Genomic DNA, 14,822 nt, shown 5'->3' with positions numbered 1-14,822 from the left:
CGGCACGACCGAATATTCTGCCGATGAACCGGGTCGCTTCGGCATGGATTGCTGCGCGCTGGGCAACCTTGCGCGTCAGCTCAGAACTCGCCGATCGCGCCGCGAGAGCCGTCGACGAGGCGGGAATGCCTGAACGGGCGGGGATCGACGATAGGCGTGTCGCCGGTGGCGAGGTCGGCGGCGAGATGGCCGGCGGCGGGACCGAGGCCGAAGCCATGGCCGCTGAAGCCGGCCGCCAGCACGAAGCCGGAGAGGCCGGCGACCGGCGAGATCACCGGCACGGCGTCGGGCGTCGAATCGATATAGGCGCCCCAGCTCTCGCGCACGGCGACGGTCTTCAGGGCGGGGAACATCGCGTGGGCACGCTCCAGCAGGGTCGCAATCGCACGCCGGCTCGGCGCCGGATCGAGCACGCGGATCGTCTCGAAGGGCGTGACCTCGTCGAGCTTCCAGCTGCCGAAGGCTTCCGGGCCCTTGAAGAAGGAGGAGCCGATGCCGAGTTCGACCGCCTTCAGCCGCTTGACGAACATCGGCAGGAACTCGCGAGCATAGCGCAGCCCCTGTGGCGTGATCTCGAGCGTGCCCTTGCCGCTGATCGCGACGGTGTAGCTGCCATCGAGGCGGCGGGTCAGCGCGATCTCCGGGGTATAGAAGGCATCGAGGAAGTGCGGCGCGGCCTCGGTGCGCAGGCTGGTCGCGCGGATGCTCGCCTGAGGGAAGGCGATGCCGTGCCGGCGGCAGAAGGCCGAGGCCCAGGCCCCGCCGGCGAGCACGACCGCGTTGGTGCGGATCGTGCCCTTCTCGGTGACGACGCCGGTGACGGCGCCGTTGGTGATATCGAGCCCGCGCGCGGCACAGCCCTGGTGCACGCTGGCGCCAGCGCGGCGGGCACCGTCGGCTATGAGCGGTGCAGCGAGCGCCGGTTCGGCCTTGCCGTCGGTGGCGGAATGCAGCCCGCCGAGCCAGCTGCGGCCGCTGGCGGCGGTCATCGCCGCGGTCTGCGGCCCCGTGAGCATGGTCGTCTCGACGCCGAAGGCTTTTGCCGTTTCGCGCCAGCGTTCCCATTGTGCAAATTGCGCGGCGTCGTTGGTGGCGTAGACCAGGCCGCAGCGGCGAAAGCCGCTGTCGCGGCCAAGCTCTTCGCTGAGTTTCTCCCACAGCTCCATGGCGCGGATCGCCAGCGGCAACTCGCGGGCGTCGCGGTTCTGCTTGCGGCACCAGCCCCAGTTGCGGCTCGACTGCTCGCCGCCGACCACGCCCTTCTCGACCAGCGCCACCGAGCTGCCGCGCCGTGCCAGGTAATAGGCGGCGGAAGCTCCGACGATGCCGCCGCCGATGACGACGACATCCGCTGTCGCGGGGAGCGCCTCGCTGCTGGCGATGCGTTCGATGGTCAGTGGCATGAATGGCTCCGGAGGTGGCCATGCCACCAAGCGGCACGGCCCGGGATGTCCCGGCGCAGCGGGACTGGGCAGCTAGGGCTGGGCGCCGGTCACATCAGTCCGGGCTCGCCGAGGTCGCTGCCATCGACGAGGCGGCTGTAGCGATAAGGGGTGGGGTCGACGATCGGGGAATCGCCGGCGACGATATCGGCCGCGAGCCGCCCCGCAGCTGGGCCGATGCCGAAGCCATGGCCGCTGAAGCCGGCCGAGACGTGCAGGCCCGGCAGCTTGTCGACCGCCGAGATGACCGGCACCCAGTCGGGCGTGAAGTCGATCAGCCCGCCATATTTGTGCTTGATCTCGACATTGGCGAGCTGCGGGAAGATCTCGGCGAGCCGCTTCTTGGCAAAGGTGATCAGCTCTTCCTGCGGCGGCGGGTCATAGGTCCGCATTTTCTCGAAGGGCGAGATCGAATCGTTGTTCCAGCGCATCAGCGCCTCGGGCCCAAAGAAGAAGGACTTGCCGGCCCGGATCGTCAGCAGCCTGTGGCGCTTCTTGAAGGTGCGCCAGAACGGTCTGGCGTTGAGCATGCCGTGCGGCGAGAGCTCGAGCAGGCCGCGCCCGCTGATGCCGACGGTGAAGCCGCCATCGACCCGGCGGCGGATGGTGAGGTCGGGCGTCGAGATGCCGCCCGTGGTGATCTCCGGCGCCGGCCCGGTGAAGAACGAGGTCGACTTGATGCCGGCGAGCGGCATGGCGATGCCGTGGTGGCGGGCGAACATCGCGGTCCAGACGCCGCCCGAAAGCAGCACCGTCGAGGTCCTGATCGTGCCCTTCTCGGTGACGACGCCGGAGATGCGGCCCGCCGCGGTTTCGAGGCCGCGCGCCGCGCAATCCTGATGGATGGTGACGCCGAGCCGGCGCGCCGCCTCGGCGATGGCGGGAACGGCCATGGCCGGCTCGGCTCGGCCATCGGTCGGCGAATGCACGCCGCCGATCCACTCGCCCTTGGCATGGGGCGCCATGGCCTTGGCTTCCTCGGCGCTCAGCATTCGCGTCTGCATCTGGTACTGGCGAGCCTTCTCGCCCCAGCCCTCCCAGGCGTCCAGATCGGACTTGCGCGTCGTCAGGTAGGTCAGACCGCTGCGGCGGAAGCCGACATCGGCCCCGACTTCTTCGGAGAGCCCGTTCCACATCTCGACGGCCCGCATCGCCAGCGGCAGCTCGCGCAGATCGCGATTCTGCTGACGGCACCAGCCCCAGTTCCGGCTCGATTGCTCGCCGGCAAGATAGCCCTTCTCGACGAGGGCGACCGAATGGCCCTTCTTCGCCAGGTGATAGGCGGCGGTGACGCCGGCGATGCCGCCGCCGATGACCACGATATCAGCCGCTGCGGGCAGGGCTTCGTCGCTGTGGACACGGTTGACCGGTGGCGACATGGCAGCGTGGTCCTTGGCGGAGGGCGGTCGCGGCGGCGCGGACCGGAGCGGGAGGCCGATATTCAAGCCCGAACCGTCTGGAACCCTATGCCAAAGGAGGGGCCGGATTCGGCAGATTGTTTTGGTTGTCCCGGCAAAGCATGGGGACCATCGCCGGTCGCATGCTGCCTATCATGAGGCGGGCCGACAACGGGCGGCCCATGCGGCGAACCGCCAGGCAAAAGGCGGCGACCGTGCAGCGGCCGCACAAGGCCGTCGACAACGAGGGGATCGACGATGAACAAGCCGTCCATGAAGGCGTCCGGCCTTGCTCTGCCTGCCCTGCATCGCCGCGAGGTCCTGGCGCTCGGCGCCGGCGGCCTGCTCGCTGCCTCCGGCCTCGGCGCTCGCGCCCAGGGCAAGGCGCCTCCGCCGCCACCCGCAAAGCCGAGCGGCCAGGTCGTGGTCGGCCTGTCGCAGGAACCGACCGCCTTCAACCCGCTGATGCCCGGCATCGAGGTCGACGAGACCGTCTGGATGCAGGTCTTCAACACCATGTGGCTGGCCCAGCCTGACGGCTCGCTGGTCCCCGATCTCGCCGCCGAGGTGCCGAGCGAGGCCAATGGCGGCATCTCGGAGGGCGGCCTCGCCTGGAAGGTCAAGCTGCGCGAGGGCATCACCTGGCATGATGGGACGCCGTTCACCGCCGAGGACGTCAAGTACACGCTCGAGCTGATCAATGCGCCGGGCTTCAAGGCGCGCACCCGTGTCGGCCATTCGCTGGTCAAGGACATCAAGGTCACCGGCCCGCTGGAGATCTCCTGGCGCATGGAGAAGGCCTATGCGCCCTATCTCGCGCTGCTCTCCAACACCTTCATCGTGCCCAAGCACCTGCTGGAGAAGGCGGCCGACCCGAACACCGCGCCGTTCAACGGCGCGCCGGTCGGCACCGGCCCGTTCAAATGGGGCACGCGCACGCCGGGCGACAACATCCAGCTCGTGGCCAACGAGAAATACCATGGCAAGGGGCCGTATCTGGAGAAGGCGGTGCTGAAATACGTGCCGGACCAGACCGCGCTCTATGCCCAGTTCCGCACCGGCCAGGTCGACCTGATCATCGGCACCGGCATCCCCGCCAATTTCTATGCCGAGGCGGTCAAATTGCCCGGCCGCAAGGTGGTGAAGATCCCGAGCGCCTCGCTCGAGGTGCTGATGCCGAACCTCGAGCATCCGGCCCTGTCGGACAAGGCGGTGCGCAAGGCGCTCTACGCCTCGATCAACAAGCAGGCGATCATCGACATCGTCTTCTACGGCCTGCACATCCCGACCGAATCCTTCATGCCGCAGGAATCCTGGGCCTATGACCCGAGCCTGCCGAAGCAGGTCTATGACCCCGCGCTCGCCGGCAAGATCCTCGACGATGCCGGCTGGAAGCGCTCCGGCTCGGGCGTGCGCACGAAGAACGGCGTGCCGCTCGAATTCGCAGTCTCGACCACCACGGGCGCGGCCCTGCGCGAGCAGTGCCAGCAGTTGATGCAGCAGGACTGGCAGCAGATCGGCATCAAGATGGCGATCAACAACATGCCCGCCGCGGTGATCTGGGGCGAGTTCTACACCCGCTCGAAATTCCAGTCGCTGCTCGTCGGCACCGCCTTCCGCACGGTGATCGATCCCGATCCGGCGCATCGCTTCGGCTCGGACGCGATCCCGGCCAAGAGCGGCAACGGCGCCAACCAGATGCAGTGGCAGAACACCGAGGCCGACGCACTGATGAAGCAGGGTCAGGAGACCTTCGACACGGCCAAGCGCAAGGCGATCTATCAGAAGCTGCAGGTGCTGGTGCGCGAGGAGCTGCCGATCCTGCCGATCTACCAGTACGCCCCGGTCGAGGGCTACAAGGAGGGGTTGATCGGCTACCAGCCCAACATCAACGCCAGGCAGAACACCTGGAACATGGGCCAGTGGTACTGGGCCAAGTGACGTGGTGCGCGATGTGAACCGCGCCGGCATGACGCCGGCGCCGGCCGGGGGGAGGATGCCATGATCGCCTTCCTCCTGCGCCGGCTCGGACAGTCGCTAGTGCTCTTGCTGATCGTTTCGGTGATCGGCTTCGCCATCCTGCATCTGGCGCCGGGCGGGCCGATGTCGCAGTTCGCCGCCGGCGGCGACATGACCCAGGCCGATCTCGACCGTATCGCCGAGCAGCTCGGCCTCAACCGGCCGCTGCCGGTGCAATATGTCGAATGGCTCTGGCGCATGCTCACGGGCGATTGGGGCCTGTCCTATCGCGACCAGCAGCCGGTGCTGCATATCATCGCCTCGCATCTGGGCGCGACGCTGGAGCTGATGCTGACCTCGACGCTGCTCGCCATGGTGATCGGCGCCTGGGTCGGCATCCTCGGCGCGATCCGGCGCTATTCGCTGTTCGACTCGCTCGCCACGATCGGCGCGATGATCGCGCTATCGATCCCGACCTTCTGGTTCGGCCTCGTCATCATCTACGTCTTCTCGGTCGGGCTCGGCTGGCTGCCCGCCGGCAACCGCTACACCATGGGCGATGGCTCTTTCCTCAACCAAGTGCATCACCTGATCGGGCCCTGCATCGTCCTGGCGCTGGTCTCGACCGCGGTCTGGAGCCGCTACATGCGCTCCTCGATGCTTGAGGTGGTCAATCAGGACTATATCCGCACCGCCCGCGCCAAGGGTGTGCCGGAGCGGCAAATCCTGATGCGCCACGCCCTGCGCAACGCGCTGCTGCCGATGATCACCATCACCGGCCTGCACGTGCCGACCCTGCTCTCCGGCGCGCTGGTGACCGAGACGGTGTTCACCTGGCCTGGCATGGGCCGCCTCTTCCTCGATTCGATCAGCTATCGCGACTACCCCGTGGTCATGGGCATCCTGATGTTCACGGCCGTGCTCGTCCTGCTGGGCTCCCTGCTCGCCGACCTGCTCTACGGCGTCGCCGACCCGCGCATATCGAGGAGCGGGCGATGAGCGGCGTGCCCTTCACCAGCACCGCCGAACCGGCGCTGCCGCCGGCACCCGGCTTCTGGAACAGCCCGGGCCTGCGCCGCTTCCGGCGCCACAAGCTCGCGGTCTTCGGCGCGGCGACGATCGTCTTCCTGACGCTCGCCTGCATCGTCGGCCCCTGGCTGCTGCCTTACACCGACACCTTCATCGACATCCGCAACCGCTTCGCGCCGCCGTTCTCCGGCCCGCATGTGCTCGGCACCGACCCGCTCGGACGCGACATCCTCGCGCGCCTCCTGATGGCCGGGCGGATCTCGCTGGCGGTCGGCTTCTCGGCCATGGCGATCGCGATGGCGATCGGCATCGTCGTCGGCATGGTCGCCGGCTTCTACGAGGGCGCGCTCGGCGCGGCGCTGATGCGCTTCGTCGACGCGATGCTGTGCTTCCCCTCGATCTTCCTGTTGCTGGCGATCTCGGCGCTGATCTCGCCCTCGGTGCCGTCGATCATCCTGCTGATCGCGATGACTTCGTGGATGGAGGTCGCCCGCGTAGTCGAGGCGCAGATCCGCTCGCTGAAGACACGCGAATTCGCGCAGGCCGCCGTCTCCTTCGGCGCGAGCAACCGGCGCCTCATGGTCCGCGAGCTCCTGCCGAATGCGATCGCGCCAATCGTCGTCGCGGCGACGCTCAACGTCGCCCACGCCATCCTGGCCGAGAGCTACATCTCCTTCCTGGGCTTCGGCATCCAGCCGCCGACGCCGAGTTGGGGCAACATGCTCGAAAGCGCCCAGAGCTATCTCACCAGCGCGCCCTGGCTCGCCATCATCCCCGGCGCTGCGATCACACTTGCGGTGACCAGCTTCAACTTCATCGGCGACGGCCTGCGCGACGCGCTCGATCCCAGGATGGACGGCCAGTGACGGGAGCAGTTGCCGAACTCTGGCGCTATCCGGTCAGCTCGATGGCCGGCGAGCAGCTGAATCAGCTCCACGTCGACGCTGGCGGCGTCGCCGGCGACAGGATCTGGGGGCTGCTCGATGCGGCCACCGGCCGCATCGCCTCGCCTGGCCGCGAGAAGCACTTCCTCGGCGTGCCGCGTGCCCATGCCAAAGCCACGGGGGAGGGCATCGCTCTCTCGCTCGACGGCGAGCGCTGGGCCGGGCCGCAGGATGTGGAGCTGCTCGAGGGCCTGTCGCAGGCTTTCGGCTTCATGCCCGTGCTGAAGCCGTTCGATGCATTCGGTTCGGGTGGCTTTCGGCCGCGCTACGAGCATGCGCCGATCCATCTTGTCACCAGCGCGGCGATCCGCAGCCTCGAACGCGAGCTGCCGGGCAGCGTGATCGATGCCCGCCGCTTCCGGCCGAACATCCTGCTCGACTGGCCCGACGGTCCCGATGCCATCCCGGAGCATGGCTGGATCGGCCGCGAGATCAGGATCGGCGACGTCGTGCTGAAGGGGCGCGAGCCCTGCGGCCGCTGCGGCTTCATCACGATCGCGCAGGACGGCCTGCCTCAGGACGTCGAGATCCTGCGCACGGTGGTCAAGCGCCACGAGCGCAACTTCGGCATCTATTGCGACGTGCTGACGCCGGGCGAAATCGCAGCGGGCGCCGCCGTCACCGTTCGCTGACCCAGGGGGCTATTCGGCCGCCTGCGCGATTTCGGGCATGTCCTGCCCGACCTCCGGGATTTGCGGATAGTCCCGCCGGACAACGGCGAAGGTCGCGGCAAGGTCGAGCTTGCCGGACGCATCGCGCATCACGGCGAAGAGCTTGGTCTTGGTGAAAAAGCGCCAGTGCACCGGCAAGGCTGCGAGCAATTGCGTCAGCGCCGCATAATTCTCAGCCGTCCAGACCTGCTCGAAAGCGTCCCGCTCCGGACCGAAATGGAAATGCGTCTTGTGGGCGCGTGTCTTCAGCTCCGTCCGCAGCGCAGCCGTCGCTTCCGGGTCAATGGCACCTGCCTCGATCACCACGCCGTACAGAGCTCGCGCTGCCTCGAGACTGACATAGCCGCGCTCGACATCGAGCAGCACCCGCTCCGGCTCGCGCTCCAATGGCGAGCCGCGCCCGCCGCCGCCCGGCGAATGGATATGGATCACGTCGCCTGGCTCGGCTACGGCGATGTCGGTGTTGCCGAGGATGCGCTCGTTGGGGCGGTCGGGATTGATGATGAAGTTCGAGGTCTCGGCGGAGAGGCCGCCGAGCGTGCCCCAGGGCCGGAAATGCGAGCGGTCGCGGTTGCGCACGGTGATGCGCGAGTTCGGCGAGAACACCTTGAACTCCATCACTGTCGCGAGGCCGCCGCGCCAGCGCCCGGCGCCGCCTGAATCCGGCTGCAGCCCGTAGCGCATGAAGCGGATCGGCACCTCGGTCTCGGTGATCTCGATCGGTGTGTTCTTGAGATAGGCGGCGTCGGCGCCCGAGCCGTTCGGCCCGTCGCGATGCGGCATGCCGCCGCCGCCGCCGACCACCGGGTTGATCGCCGCGATCACGCTGCGATGCGTCTTCTCGTCGGTGGTCATGACGTTGACGATCGAGCTCGAGCCGGCCGGCGCCGCCGGCAGCCGCTCGGGCGCGGCGAGGCTGAAGGCGCCGAAGATCAGGCTGCGCAGCCGCGCGCAGGTCAGGCTGCGCATGCCGACCGCCGCCGGGAAGGACGGGTTCAGCACCGTCCCTTCCGGGGCGATGCAGGTGAAGGGCCGGGTCAGCCCGGAATTGAGCAGGAGCTGCGGGTTCAGCGTGTAGAGCACGTAATAGACGCCGACGAGCAGCAGCGTATGGCGCGGGTCGGAGCCGGTCGGCACGTTGAGCGAGGAGCCGAGCTGCGGGTCCGATCCCGTGAAGTCGAGGATCGCCTCGTCGCCCTTGATGGTGAGCGTCAGCGCCAATCGGCAGGGATTGCCGTCGACGCCGTCCTCGTCGGCATAGTCGGAGAAGAAATACTCGCCATCGGGGATCGAGCGCAGGATTTCGCGGGCCTGATGCTCGGCATAGTCCATCAGCCCGTCGAGCCCGTCCATGAAGCCCTTCGCGCCGAACTTGGCGACCATTGCCTGGATCTTGCGCTCGCCGGTGTTGAGCGCGCCGGCAAGAGCCTTGAGGTCGCCCATGTTCAGCGCTGGCTTGCGCACATTCATCATCATGATGCGCAGCACGGTCTCGTCGAAGGCGCCGTCGCGCATCAGCGTCATCGGCGGGAAGCGGATGCCCTCCTGATGGATCTCGGTGAGCGAGCGCGACAGGCTCGCCGGCACCGCCCCGCCCATGTCGGTGTTGTGGACATGGCCGCCGACGAAGCAGACGATTTCGCCCTCGTGGAAGATCGGCTTCCACAGATGCGTGTCGGGAGCGTGGGTGGCGAGATAGCCGCTATAGGGGTCGTTGGTGAAGGCGATGTCGCCCGGGCGATACTCCGGCACCATCGCGATGGCGCGGTTGTAGTTCATGCCCGGATACCAGGTCGCGCCGAGGTCCATCGGCACGGCGACGACGCGCCCGGTGCGGTCCATCACCATCACGGTGAAGTCCTCGGTCTCCTTGACGAAGGTGGAATGCGCGGTGCGGTAGAGCGTGTAGGCCATGTTCTCGGCCGCGGCTCGGCAATGATTGGCCAGAACCTGAAGGGTGACCTTGTCGACCATGATCAGGCTCCCTCGCGCAGGATGAGATGCAGGTTGAGGAAGGCGTCGACCTCAGCCTCGAAGCCGGCGGGTATGCAGATCGTCGTGTCCTCCTGCGCGACCACGGCCGGGCCGGAGAAATGCTGGCCGCAGCGCAGCGCCTCGCGGTGGAAGAGCGCGACCTCGCGCTCGGCGCCGTCGAGCCAGGCGGTGATGAAGCGCGCCGGGATCGCTTCTTCGTCGACTGCTCCGGTTGCCGGGGTGAGTTCCGGCCGCGGCGTCGCGCCGGTGACGACAAGGCGCAGATTGACGATCTGGACCTCGGCCGCCTCGTCGTTGAAGTCGTAGATGGCAAGATGCTGGCGGTGGAAGGCGGCGCGGATCGCCGCAAGGTCGCCCTCGACGAGCCAGCTTTCTGCGAGCGGCACCTCGATCTCGAAGGACTGGCCGTGATAGCGCATGTCGGCGCTGAGGCTCTCGACCACAGGCCCGGTGAAGCGCTGGTCCTCGCGGATCCAGGCAAGCCCGTCGCGCTTGAGCTGTGCCAGCGCCTCCCGCAATTGCGGCAGCGAAGCAGGTTCGGTCGCGGCGAAGACGCTCTGGATGAAGTCGCCCTTCAGGTCGGCGATCAGCCCGCCGAGCGCGCTGACAACGCCCGGACGGCGCGGCACCAGGACGCGGGGGATGCCGAGTTCGCGCGCCAGGAAGCAGCCGAGCATAGGCCCGGCGCCGCCGAAGGGCATCAGCGCGAAATCGCGCAGGTCGACGCCATAGCGGGCGACGAGCTTGTTGACCTCGACGAACATCTCGGAGACGGCGATGGCGATGATCGCCTCGGCCGTAGCCTCGGCGCTGCGGCCGAGCATCGCGGCGACCTCGCCGACGACCTTCTGCGCGAGGTCGCGGCGCATGCCGATCTGGTCGTAGGCGAGAGCGGTATGGCCGAGGAAGCCGCAGGTCGCCATCGCGTCGGTGACGGTGGCGCGGGCGCCGCCGCGGCCATAGCAGGCGGGGCCGGGCGTCGAGCCGGCGCTTTCGGGGCTGACCTTGAGCACGCCGAAGGCGTCGGCCCAGGCGATCGAACCGCCGCCGGCGCCGATCGAGGTGACCGAGACGCTCGGCACGTAGAGCGGGAAGTCGCCGACGACCTCGCCGGTGCCGAATTGCGGTTGGCCGTCGATGATCAAGGCGAGGTCGGCGCTGGTGCCGCCGATGTCGAGGGTGAGGATGTTCTTCGCCCCAGCCTGCTCGGCGAGATAGGCCGCGCCGATCACGCCCGAGGCCGTGCCCGAGAGCAGCATGTTGACGCAGGCGCGCTTGCCGGTCGCGGCGTTCATTACCCCGCCATTCGACTTGGTCAGCATCGGGCCGGCCGGCACGCCGCGCGAGGAAAGCGCCTCCTCGAGCGCGTCGAGATAGCCCGAGACGCGCGGATGGACGTAGCCGTTCAGGATCGCGGTCGTGGTGCGCTCATATTCGCGGATGACCGGCCAGACCTCGCTGGTGCTGAAGACGAAGAGGTCCGGCGCCAGCCCGGCGATCAGCGCCCGCGCCTGCGCCTCATGAACGGGATTGCGATAGGCGTGCAGGAAGGAGACGATCACGCCGTCGATGCCGCGCGCCTTGAGCTTCACAACCGCATCCGCAAGTGCCTCACGGTCGAGCGGCTCGGCGACGCTGCCGTCGGAGAGGATGCGTCCGCCGACGCCGAAGACGCGGTCGCGCGGGATGAGCTGCTCCGGGCGGGCGCAGAACAGCGAGTACATGTCGGGCATGCGCAGGCGCGCCAGCTCGATCACATCCTCGAAGCCGGCGGTGGTGATCAGCCCGAGCCTGCTGCCCTTGCGCTGGATGATGGTGTTGATGCCGACCGTCGTGCCGTGGACGAAGGAGACGATCTCTTCAGCCGGCACCGCATGGCGCTCGTTCAAGAGATCGAGCCCGGCAAGGAGCTCGCGGCCCGGTGCGTCGGGCGTGGTCAGCACCTTGATCGTCTCGACACGGCCGCTGCCGGTCTCGAGCGCGCAGAAATCGATGAAGGTGCCGCCGATGTCGACGCCGATACGCCAGCTCATGACGCGCCTGTTTCAGTAAGGACGAGCCAGTCTTGGCGGCGGCGCATCCCGGGGTCCAACACCAAAACGGCAGTGCCGGATAAGCCGGCCTTATGCCTCGGTTGCTGGCGGCGCAGGCTGGTCGAGGTCGAGCTGCTGGCAGGCCGTGCGGATGTGGTTGCGCAGCAGCTCGTGGCTGCGCGAGAGCGGCCGGCGCGTGCTGGTCAGCAGGCAGAGCGGCAGGGCGACATGCGGCCGGAACGGGCGCGTCACCAGGCCGGGGAAATTGTGCCAGGGCAGCAGCCCGTCGACGACGGCGATGCCAAGGCCCTGCTGCACGAAGGCGAGCGCGATGATCGAGACGTCGATCTCCATCTCCGGCCGGAACGGCAGGCCTTGCTTGGCGAGCGCGTCGCGCAGCAACTGCCCGGGCAGCGATTCGGCGCGGTAGGAGATCAGTGTCTCTCCATCGAGATCCTCGGCGCCGATGGCATCGCGCTCAGCCAGGGGATGGCCGGCGGGCAGGACGCAGACCACACGGGTGTAGCCGACCACCTCCGTCTCGATGAAGGGCGTGGGCTGATCCATCATGGCGATGCCGAGCCCGGCCTGGTCGCGGTCGAGCATGGTGAGGATGACCTCGGCCGGCACGACATAGGAGCGCACGCGCGTGTTCGGATGGGCGGCGCGGAAATGGCGCAGCGCCTCAGGAACGAAGGAAAGGGAGGGCGGCGCCGAGGCGGCGAGGCGCACGAGGCCGGCCTTGCCATGGCGCAGGTCGCGCGTGCGCCGCCTGAGCATTTCGAGGTCGCCGAACAGGCGCTCGACCTCGGGGTAGATCTCCTCGGCCTCTGGGGTTGGGATCAGCCGGCCCTTGACGCGCAGGAACAGCTTGAAGCCGAGCTCGTCCTCGGTATGCAGCAGGATCTGACTGAGCGCCGGTTGGGAGACGTTCAGCGCTTCGGCAGCGCCGGTCAGCGTGCCGCAACGCATGACCATGCGGAAGACTTCGATCTGGCGGGCACGCATCGCGCGATCTTATAGGGGCGCGTGAACACTGTCAGCCGCCGCTCCTGGTGGTTGCCGGCCCCAAGCTCATCTGCTCTCGACGGATCAGCTGCCTGCCCATAGTCAAACTGGACCGCCCGCAACCTATTGCGGGCAGGCTGCTAGGGAAGTCAGCTTAGGACTGCGGGCGCACTGTGGCCCGCCAGAGCCTGCTGGCTTAGTAAAATGCCTCGGAACGCCGCTCTCGCGGTTTTGGGCCGGTCAGTTCAGCGGCAGGCTGCCGCGAAGGCGGCGGGTGTCGGACATCAGCGCGGCGAGGCGAGCGTCGGCCTTCGGCGGCGCGGCGAAGGCATGAGCGACCTTCTTGGGCATGTCGAGATCGAACGGCCGGCTGGGCGGCAGCGGCGCATTGCCGACGAGGCTTGCAGCTGGGTTTGCAGGCGCGGCAGCTGCCGGCGCGGGAATGTCCGGTGCGAAAGCCAGCGGCGCACCGGCGAAGGAGGCCGGCACGGCGGAGGCAGTGCTGGCGAGAGGCGCAGGTGTGGACACCGCCGCCAGCTGATAGCTCGGCTCCTCGATACGGCGGCGCTCGGGGCGCTCACCCTTGACGTAGAAGGCGTTGCCGCCAGCCACCGTCACATAATGCATGTTGGCATAGGAGAAGCGCAGGCCGGCCATATGGAAGTGCTTGGCCGATCCGACGGCTTCGTTGCGCTTTCCGGCGAGGATCGCTTCGGCGGCGGCCTCGGCCTTCGGCAGGTCCCGAGTGGCCATCTGGCGAGTCAGCACGCCCGGCGCGAACTGGCGCGGTGCGCCGACGACGCCGCAGATCGTCTCGGGATAGCGCGGCGATCCGACCCGGTTCATCACCACCGTGCCGACACCGAGCAGGCCGGTCTCGCTCGAGCGGTTCGATTCGAAATACATCGCCCGGACGAGGCATTCCTTCTCGCGCGGATCGGCCTTGGCTAGCTCGATGGCGCGCTTGCGGATCTCGTGAGTCTGCTTCGTCGTTGTCGCAGGGCCGGCGGTCGTCGTCGAAGCGGTCTGGACCGGAGCCGTGCTGCAGGCGCCCAGAACGGGCGCTGCCAGAGAGATCAGAAGCGGGATCGCGTTGCGGCCGTAATGGCTCCTGGCACTGGAACGAACGGCATCTGCAGCGATCACGGCCCGCTTCATGCGGCAACCTCCTGATTACGGGATGGGGGCTACCTGAGGCGGCAGGCCATCGTCACCGGAAAGGAATCCCCAACCTCTTACCAGAAAGTTAATTTCGGAAGGAAGAGGCAAAGATGCACGACAACGGCGTGGCCATCAATATGGCGCAACCCCGGCATATTCCCGCCTGAAGAGGCCAATCACGTGTGTTTTCGTCCGTTTTCCCTTCATCAAAGCTATTGCGACATTATCGAAGGGAAGAGTCCCGTCAGCACCGGTCGCGGACATTGGCTCATTGCCTGGAGTCGGGCCTGACCTAGGGGAAGTAATACGACGACGTTTCTCCAGCTACTCCGGCGCAACTACGTCGATGCTTGCATTGCGGCCCGCTCCAGAGCGACCGCTTCACCGCCGAAGGCGCGCGTTGCCCGTGCGGCGGCCGTCAGCAATGGCTGCGTCATCTGCGCGATGAAGGCTTCGTCGATGCGCATCCGCGGTCCTGCCAGCGTGATCACGCCGACCAGCGTCGCACTGGGGCCGAACACCGGCGCCGAGAGGCCGGCCGTATCCGGATCGCGATCGCCGAGCGAGACGTAATGGTAGTTTCGCCGGATCGCGTCGTAGGGCTCACCGGATTCGCCCGAGAAGGCCGCCAGAACCCGACCGCCCGACCCTGCATTCAGCGGCAGCACATCGCCCTCCCGGACATGGTAGCGGATCGGGTGTCTGGACTCGATGCGGTAGAGGCAGGTCCGCAGATTCCCCGCAGGAGCATAGAACGCCACGCTCTCGCCGCTCTCCTCGGCGAGGTCGCGCATGATCGGTAAAAGGATATCGGCCGCCGCGACCGAGCGCTGGTAGATCGCGCCAAGCCTGAATGCTCCCGATCCGATCCGGTAGAGGCCATCGGGCAGGCGCTCGAGCAGATGACCGCGGATCAGCGAGCCGGCCAACCGCATGATCGTGCTCTTGTAGAGGCCCGTCCTCGCCGCGATCTCGGCCAGCGACAACGTCCGGTCCTGCGGCGTGAAGGCGTTGAGGATCGCGATGGCGCGATCCAGCGCCGCGACCCCGTCCGACGATGCCGGCAGGGCTGCCATGCCGTCCTGTTTCGTTTTGCTCGCCACGCCGACCGTCCTCGTCACGCCGGATCGATATCGGATCAGGTCGGCTTCGTCCAGGTCGTTCTACTAGACAGAATTATATT

Annotated in this window: 11 protein-coding genes; 4 read left to right on the top strand and 7 right to left on the bottom strand. The window is 67.6% G+C overall.

Annotated features, from left to right (window positions below):
* Positions 1 to 80: 80 nt before the first annotated feature.
* Both AC07O0_RS21330 and AC07O0_RS21325 read right to left on the bottom strand, forming a co-directional pair.
* A complete protein-coding gene (locus AC07O0_RS21330) occupies positions 81 to 1,403 on the bottom strand; it encodes an NAD(P)/FAD-dependent oxidoreductase (RefSeq protein WP_494625688.1) in 1,323 nt (440 codons plus the stop codon).
* 89 nt (positions 1,404 to 1,492) lie between these two features.
* Positions 1,493 to 2,821, bottom strand: a complete 1,329-nt coding sequence (locus AC07O0_RS21325; RefSeq protein WP_494625687.1) for an NAD(P)/FAD-dependent oxidoreductase — start codon at positions 2,819 to 2,821, stop codon at positions 1,493 to 1,495.
* Between the two features lie 276 nt (positions 2,822 to 3,097).
* Here AC07O0_RS21325 and AC07O0_RS21320 point away from each other — a divergent pair, with 276 nt between their 5' ends.
* From AC07O0_RS21320 to AC07O0_RS21305, 4 genes are read left to right on the top strand one after another with little or no spacing between them, the layout of a single operon-like run.
* Positions 3,098 to 4,780 carry a peptide ABC transporter substrate-binding protein gene (locus tag AC07O0_RS21320; protein ID WP_494625686.1) on the top strand — a complete coding sequence of 561 codons (1,683 nt, stop codon included), beginning with the start codon at positions 3,098 to 3,100 and terminating at the stop codon, positions 4,778 to 4,780.
* Positions 4,781 to 4,840: 60 nt separating this feature from the next.
* On the top strand, positions 4,841 to 5,797 hold the full coding sequence (locus AC07O0_RS21315; RefSeq protein WP_494625685.1) for an ABC transporter permease: 957 nt from the start codon (positions 4,841 to 4,843) through the stop codon (positions 5,795 to 5,797).
* On the top strand, positions 5,794 to 6,693 hold the full coding sequence (locus tag AC07O0_RS21310) for an ABC transporter permease (protein WP_494625684.1): 900 nt from the start codon (positions 5,794 to 5,796) through the stop codon (positions 6,691 to 6,693). Before AC07O0_RS21315 ends, AC07O0_RS21310 begins: the two co-directional genes overlap by 4 nt.
* The gene (locus tag AC07O0_RS21305) at positions 6,690 to 7,403 is read left to right on the top strand and encodes an MOSC domain-containing protein (RefSeq protein WP_494625683.1); all 714 of its coding nucleotides are present in this window, start codon (positions 6,690 to 6,692) and stop codon (positions 7,401 to 7,403) included. Before AC07O0_RS21310 ends, AC07O0_RS21305 begins: the two co-directional genes overlap by 4 nt.
* A gap of 9 nt (positions 7,404 to 7,412) precedes the next feature.
* On the opposite strand, the gene AC07O0_RS21300 is transcribed toward AC07O0_RS21305, so the two are convergent.
* From AC07O0_RS21300 to AC07O0_RS21280, 5 genes are all read right to left on the bottom strand, one after another.
* Positions 7,413 to 9,416: a hydantoinase B/oxoprolinase family protein gene (locus tag AC07O0_RS21300; protein ID WP_494625682.1), complete on the bottom strand. Its 2,004-nt coding sequence runs from the start codon at positions 9,414 to 9,416 to the stop codon at positions 7,413 to 7,415.
* 2 nt (positions 9,417 to 9,418) lie between these two features.
* A complete protein-coding gene (locus AC07O0_RS21295) occupies positions 9,419 to 11,470 on the bottom strand; it encodes a hydantoinase/oxoprolinase family protein (RefSeq protein ID WP_494625681.1) in 2,052 nt (683 codons plus the stop codon).
* Positions 11,471 to 11,560: 90 nt separating this feature from the next.
* A complete protein-coding gene (locus AC07O0_RS21290; RefSeq protein WP_494625680.1) occupies positions 11,561 to 12,478 on the bottom strand; it encodes a LysR family transcriptional regulator in 918 nt (305 codons plus the stop codon).
* Between the two features lie 240 nt (positions 12,479 to 12,718).
* On the bottom strand, positions 12,719 to 13,636 hold the full coding sequence (locus AC07O0_RS21285) for a cell wall hydrolase (RefSeq protein ID WP_494625679.1): 918 nt from the start codon (positions 13,634 to 13,636) through the stop codon (positions 12,719 to 12,721).
* A 341-nt stretch (positions 13,637 to 13,977) separates the two neighbouring features.
* Positions 13,978 to 14,742, bottom strand: a complete 765-nt coding sequence (locus AC07O0_RS21280) for an IclR family transcriptional regulator (RefSeq protein WP_494625678.1) — start codon at positions 14,740 to 14,742, stop codon at positions 13,978 to 13,980.
* Between the last annotated feature and the right edge of the window lie 80 nt (positions 14,743 to 14,822).

This window comes from Allobosea sp. GW821-FHT10B12 (genome assembly GCF_059415545.1).
This window is presented reverse-complemented; position numbering and strand designations above follow the sequence as displayed.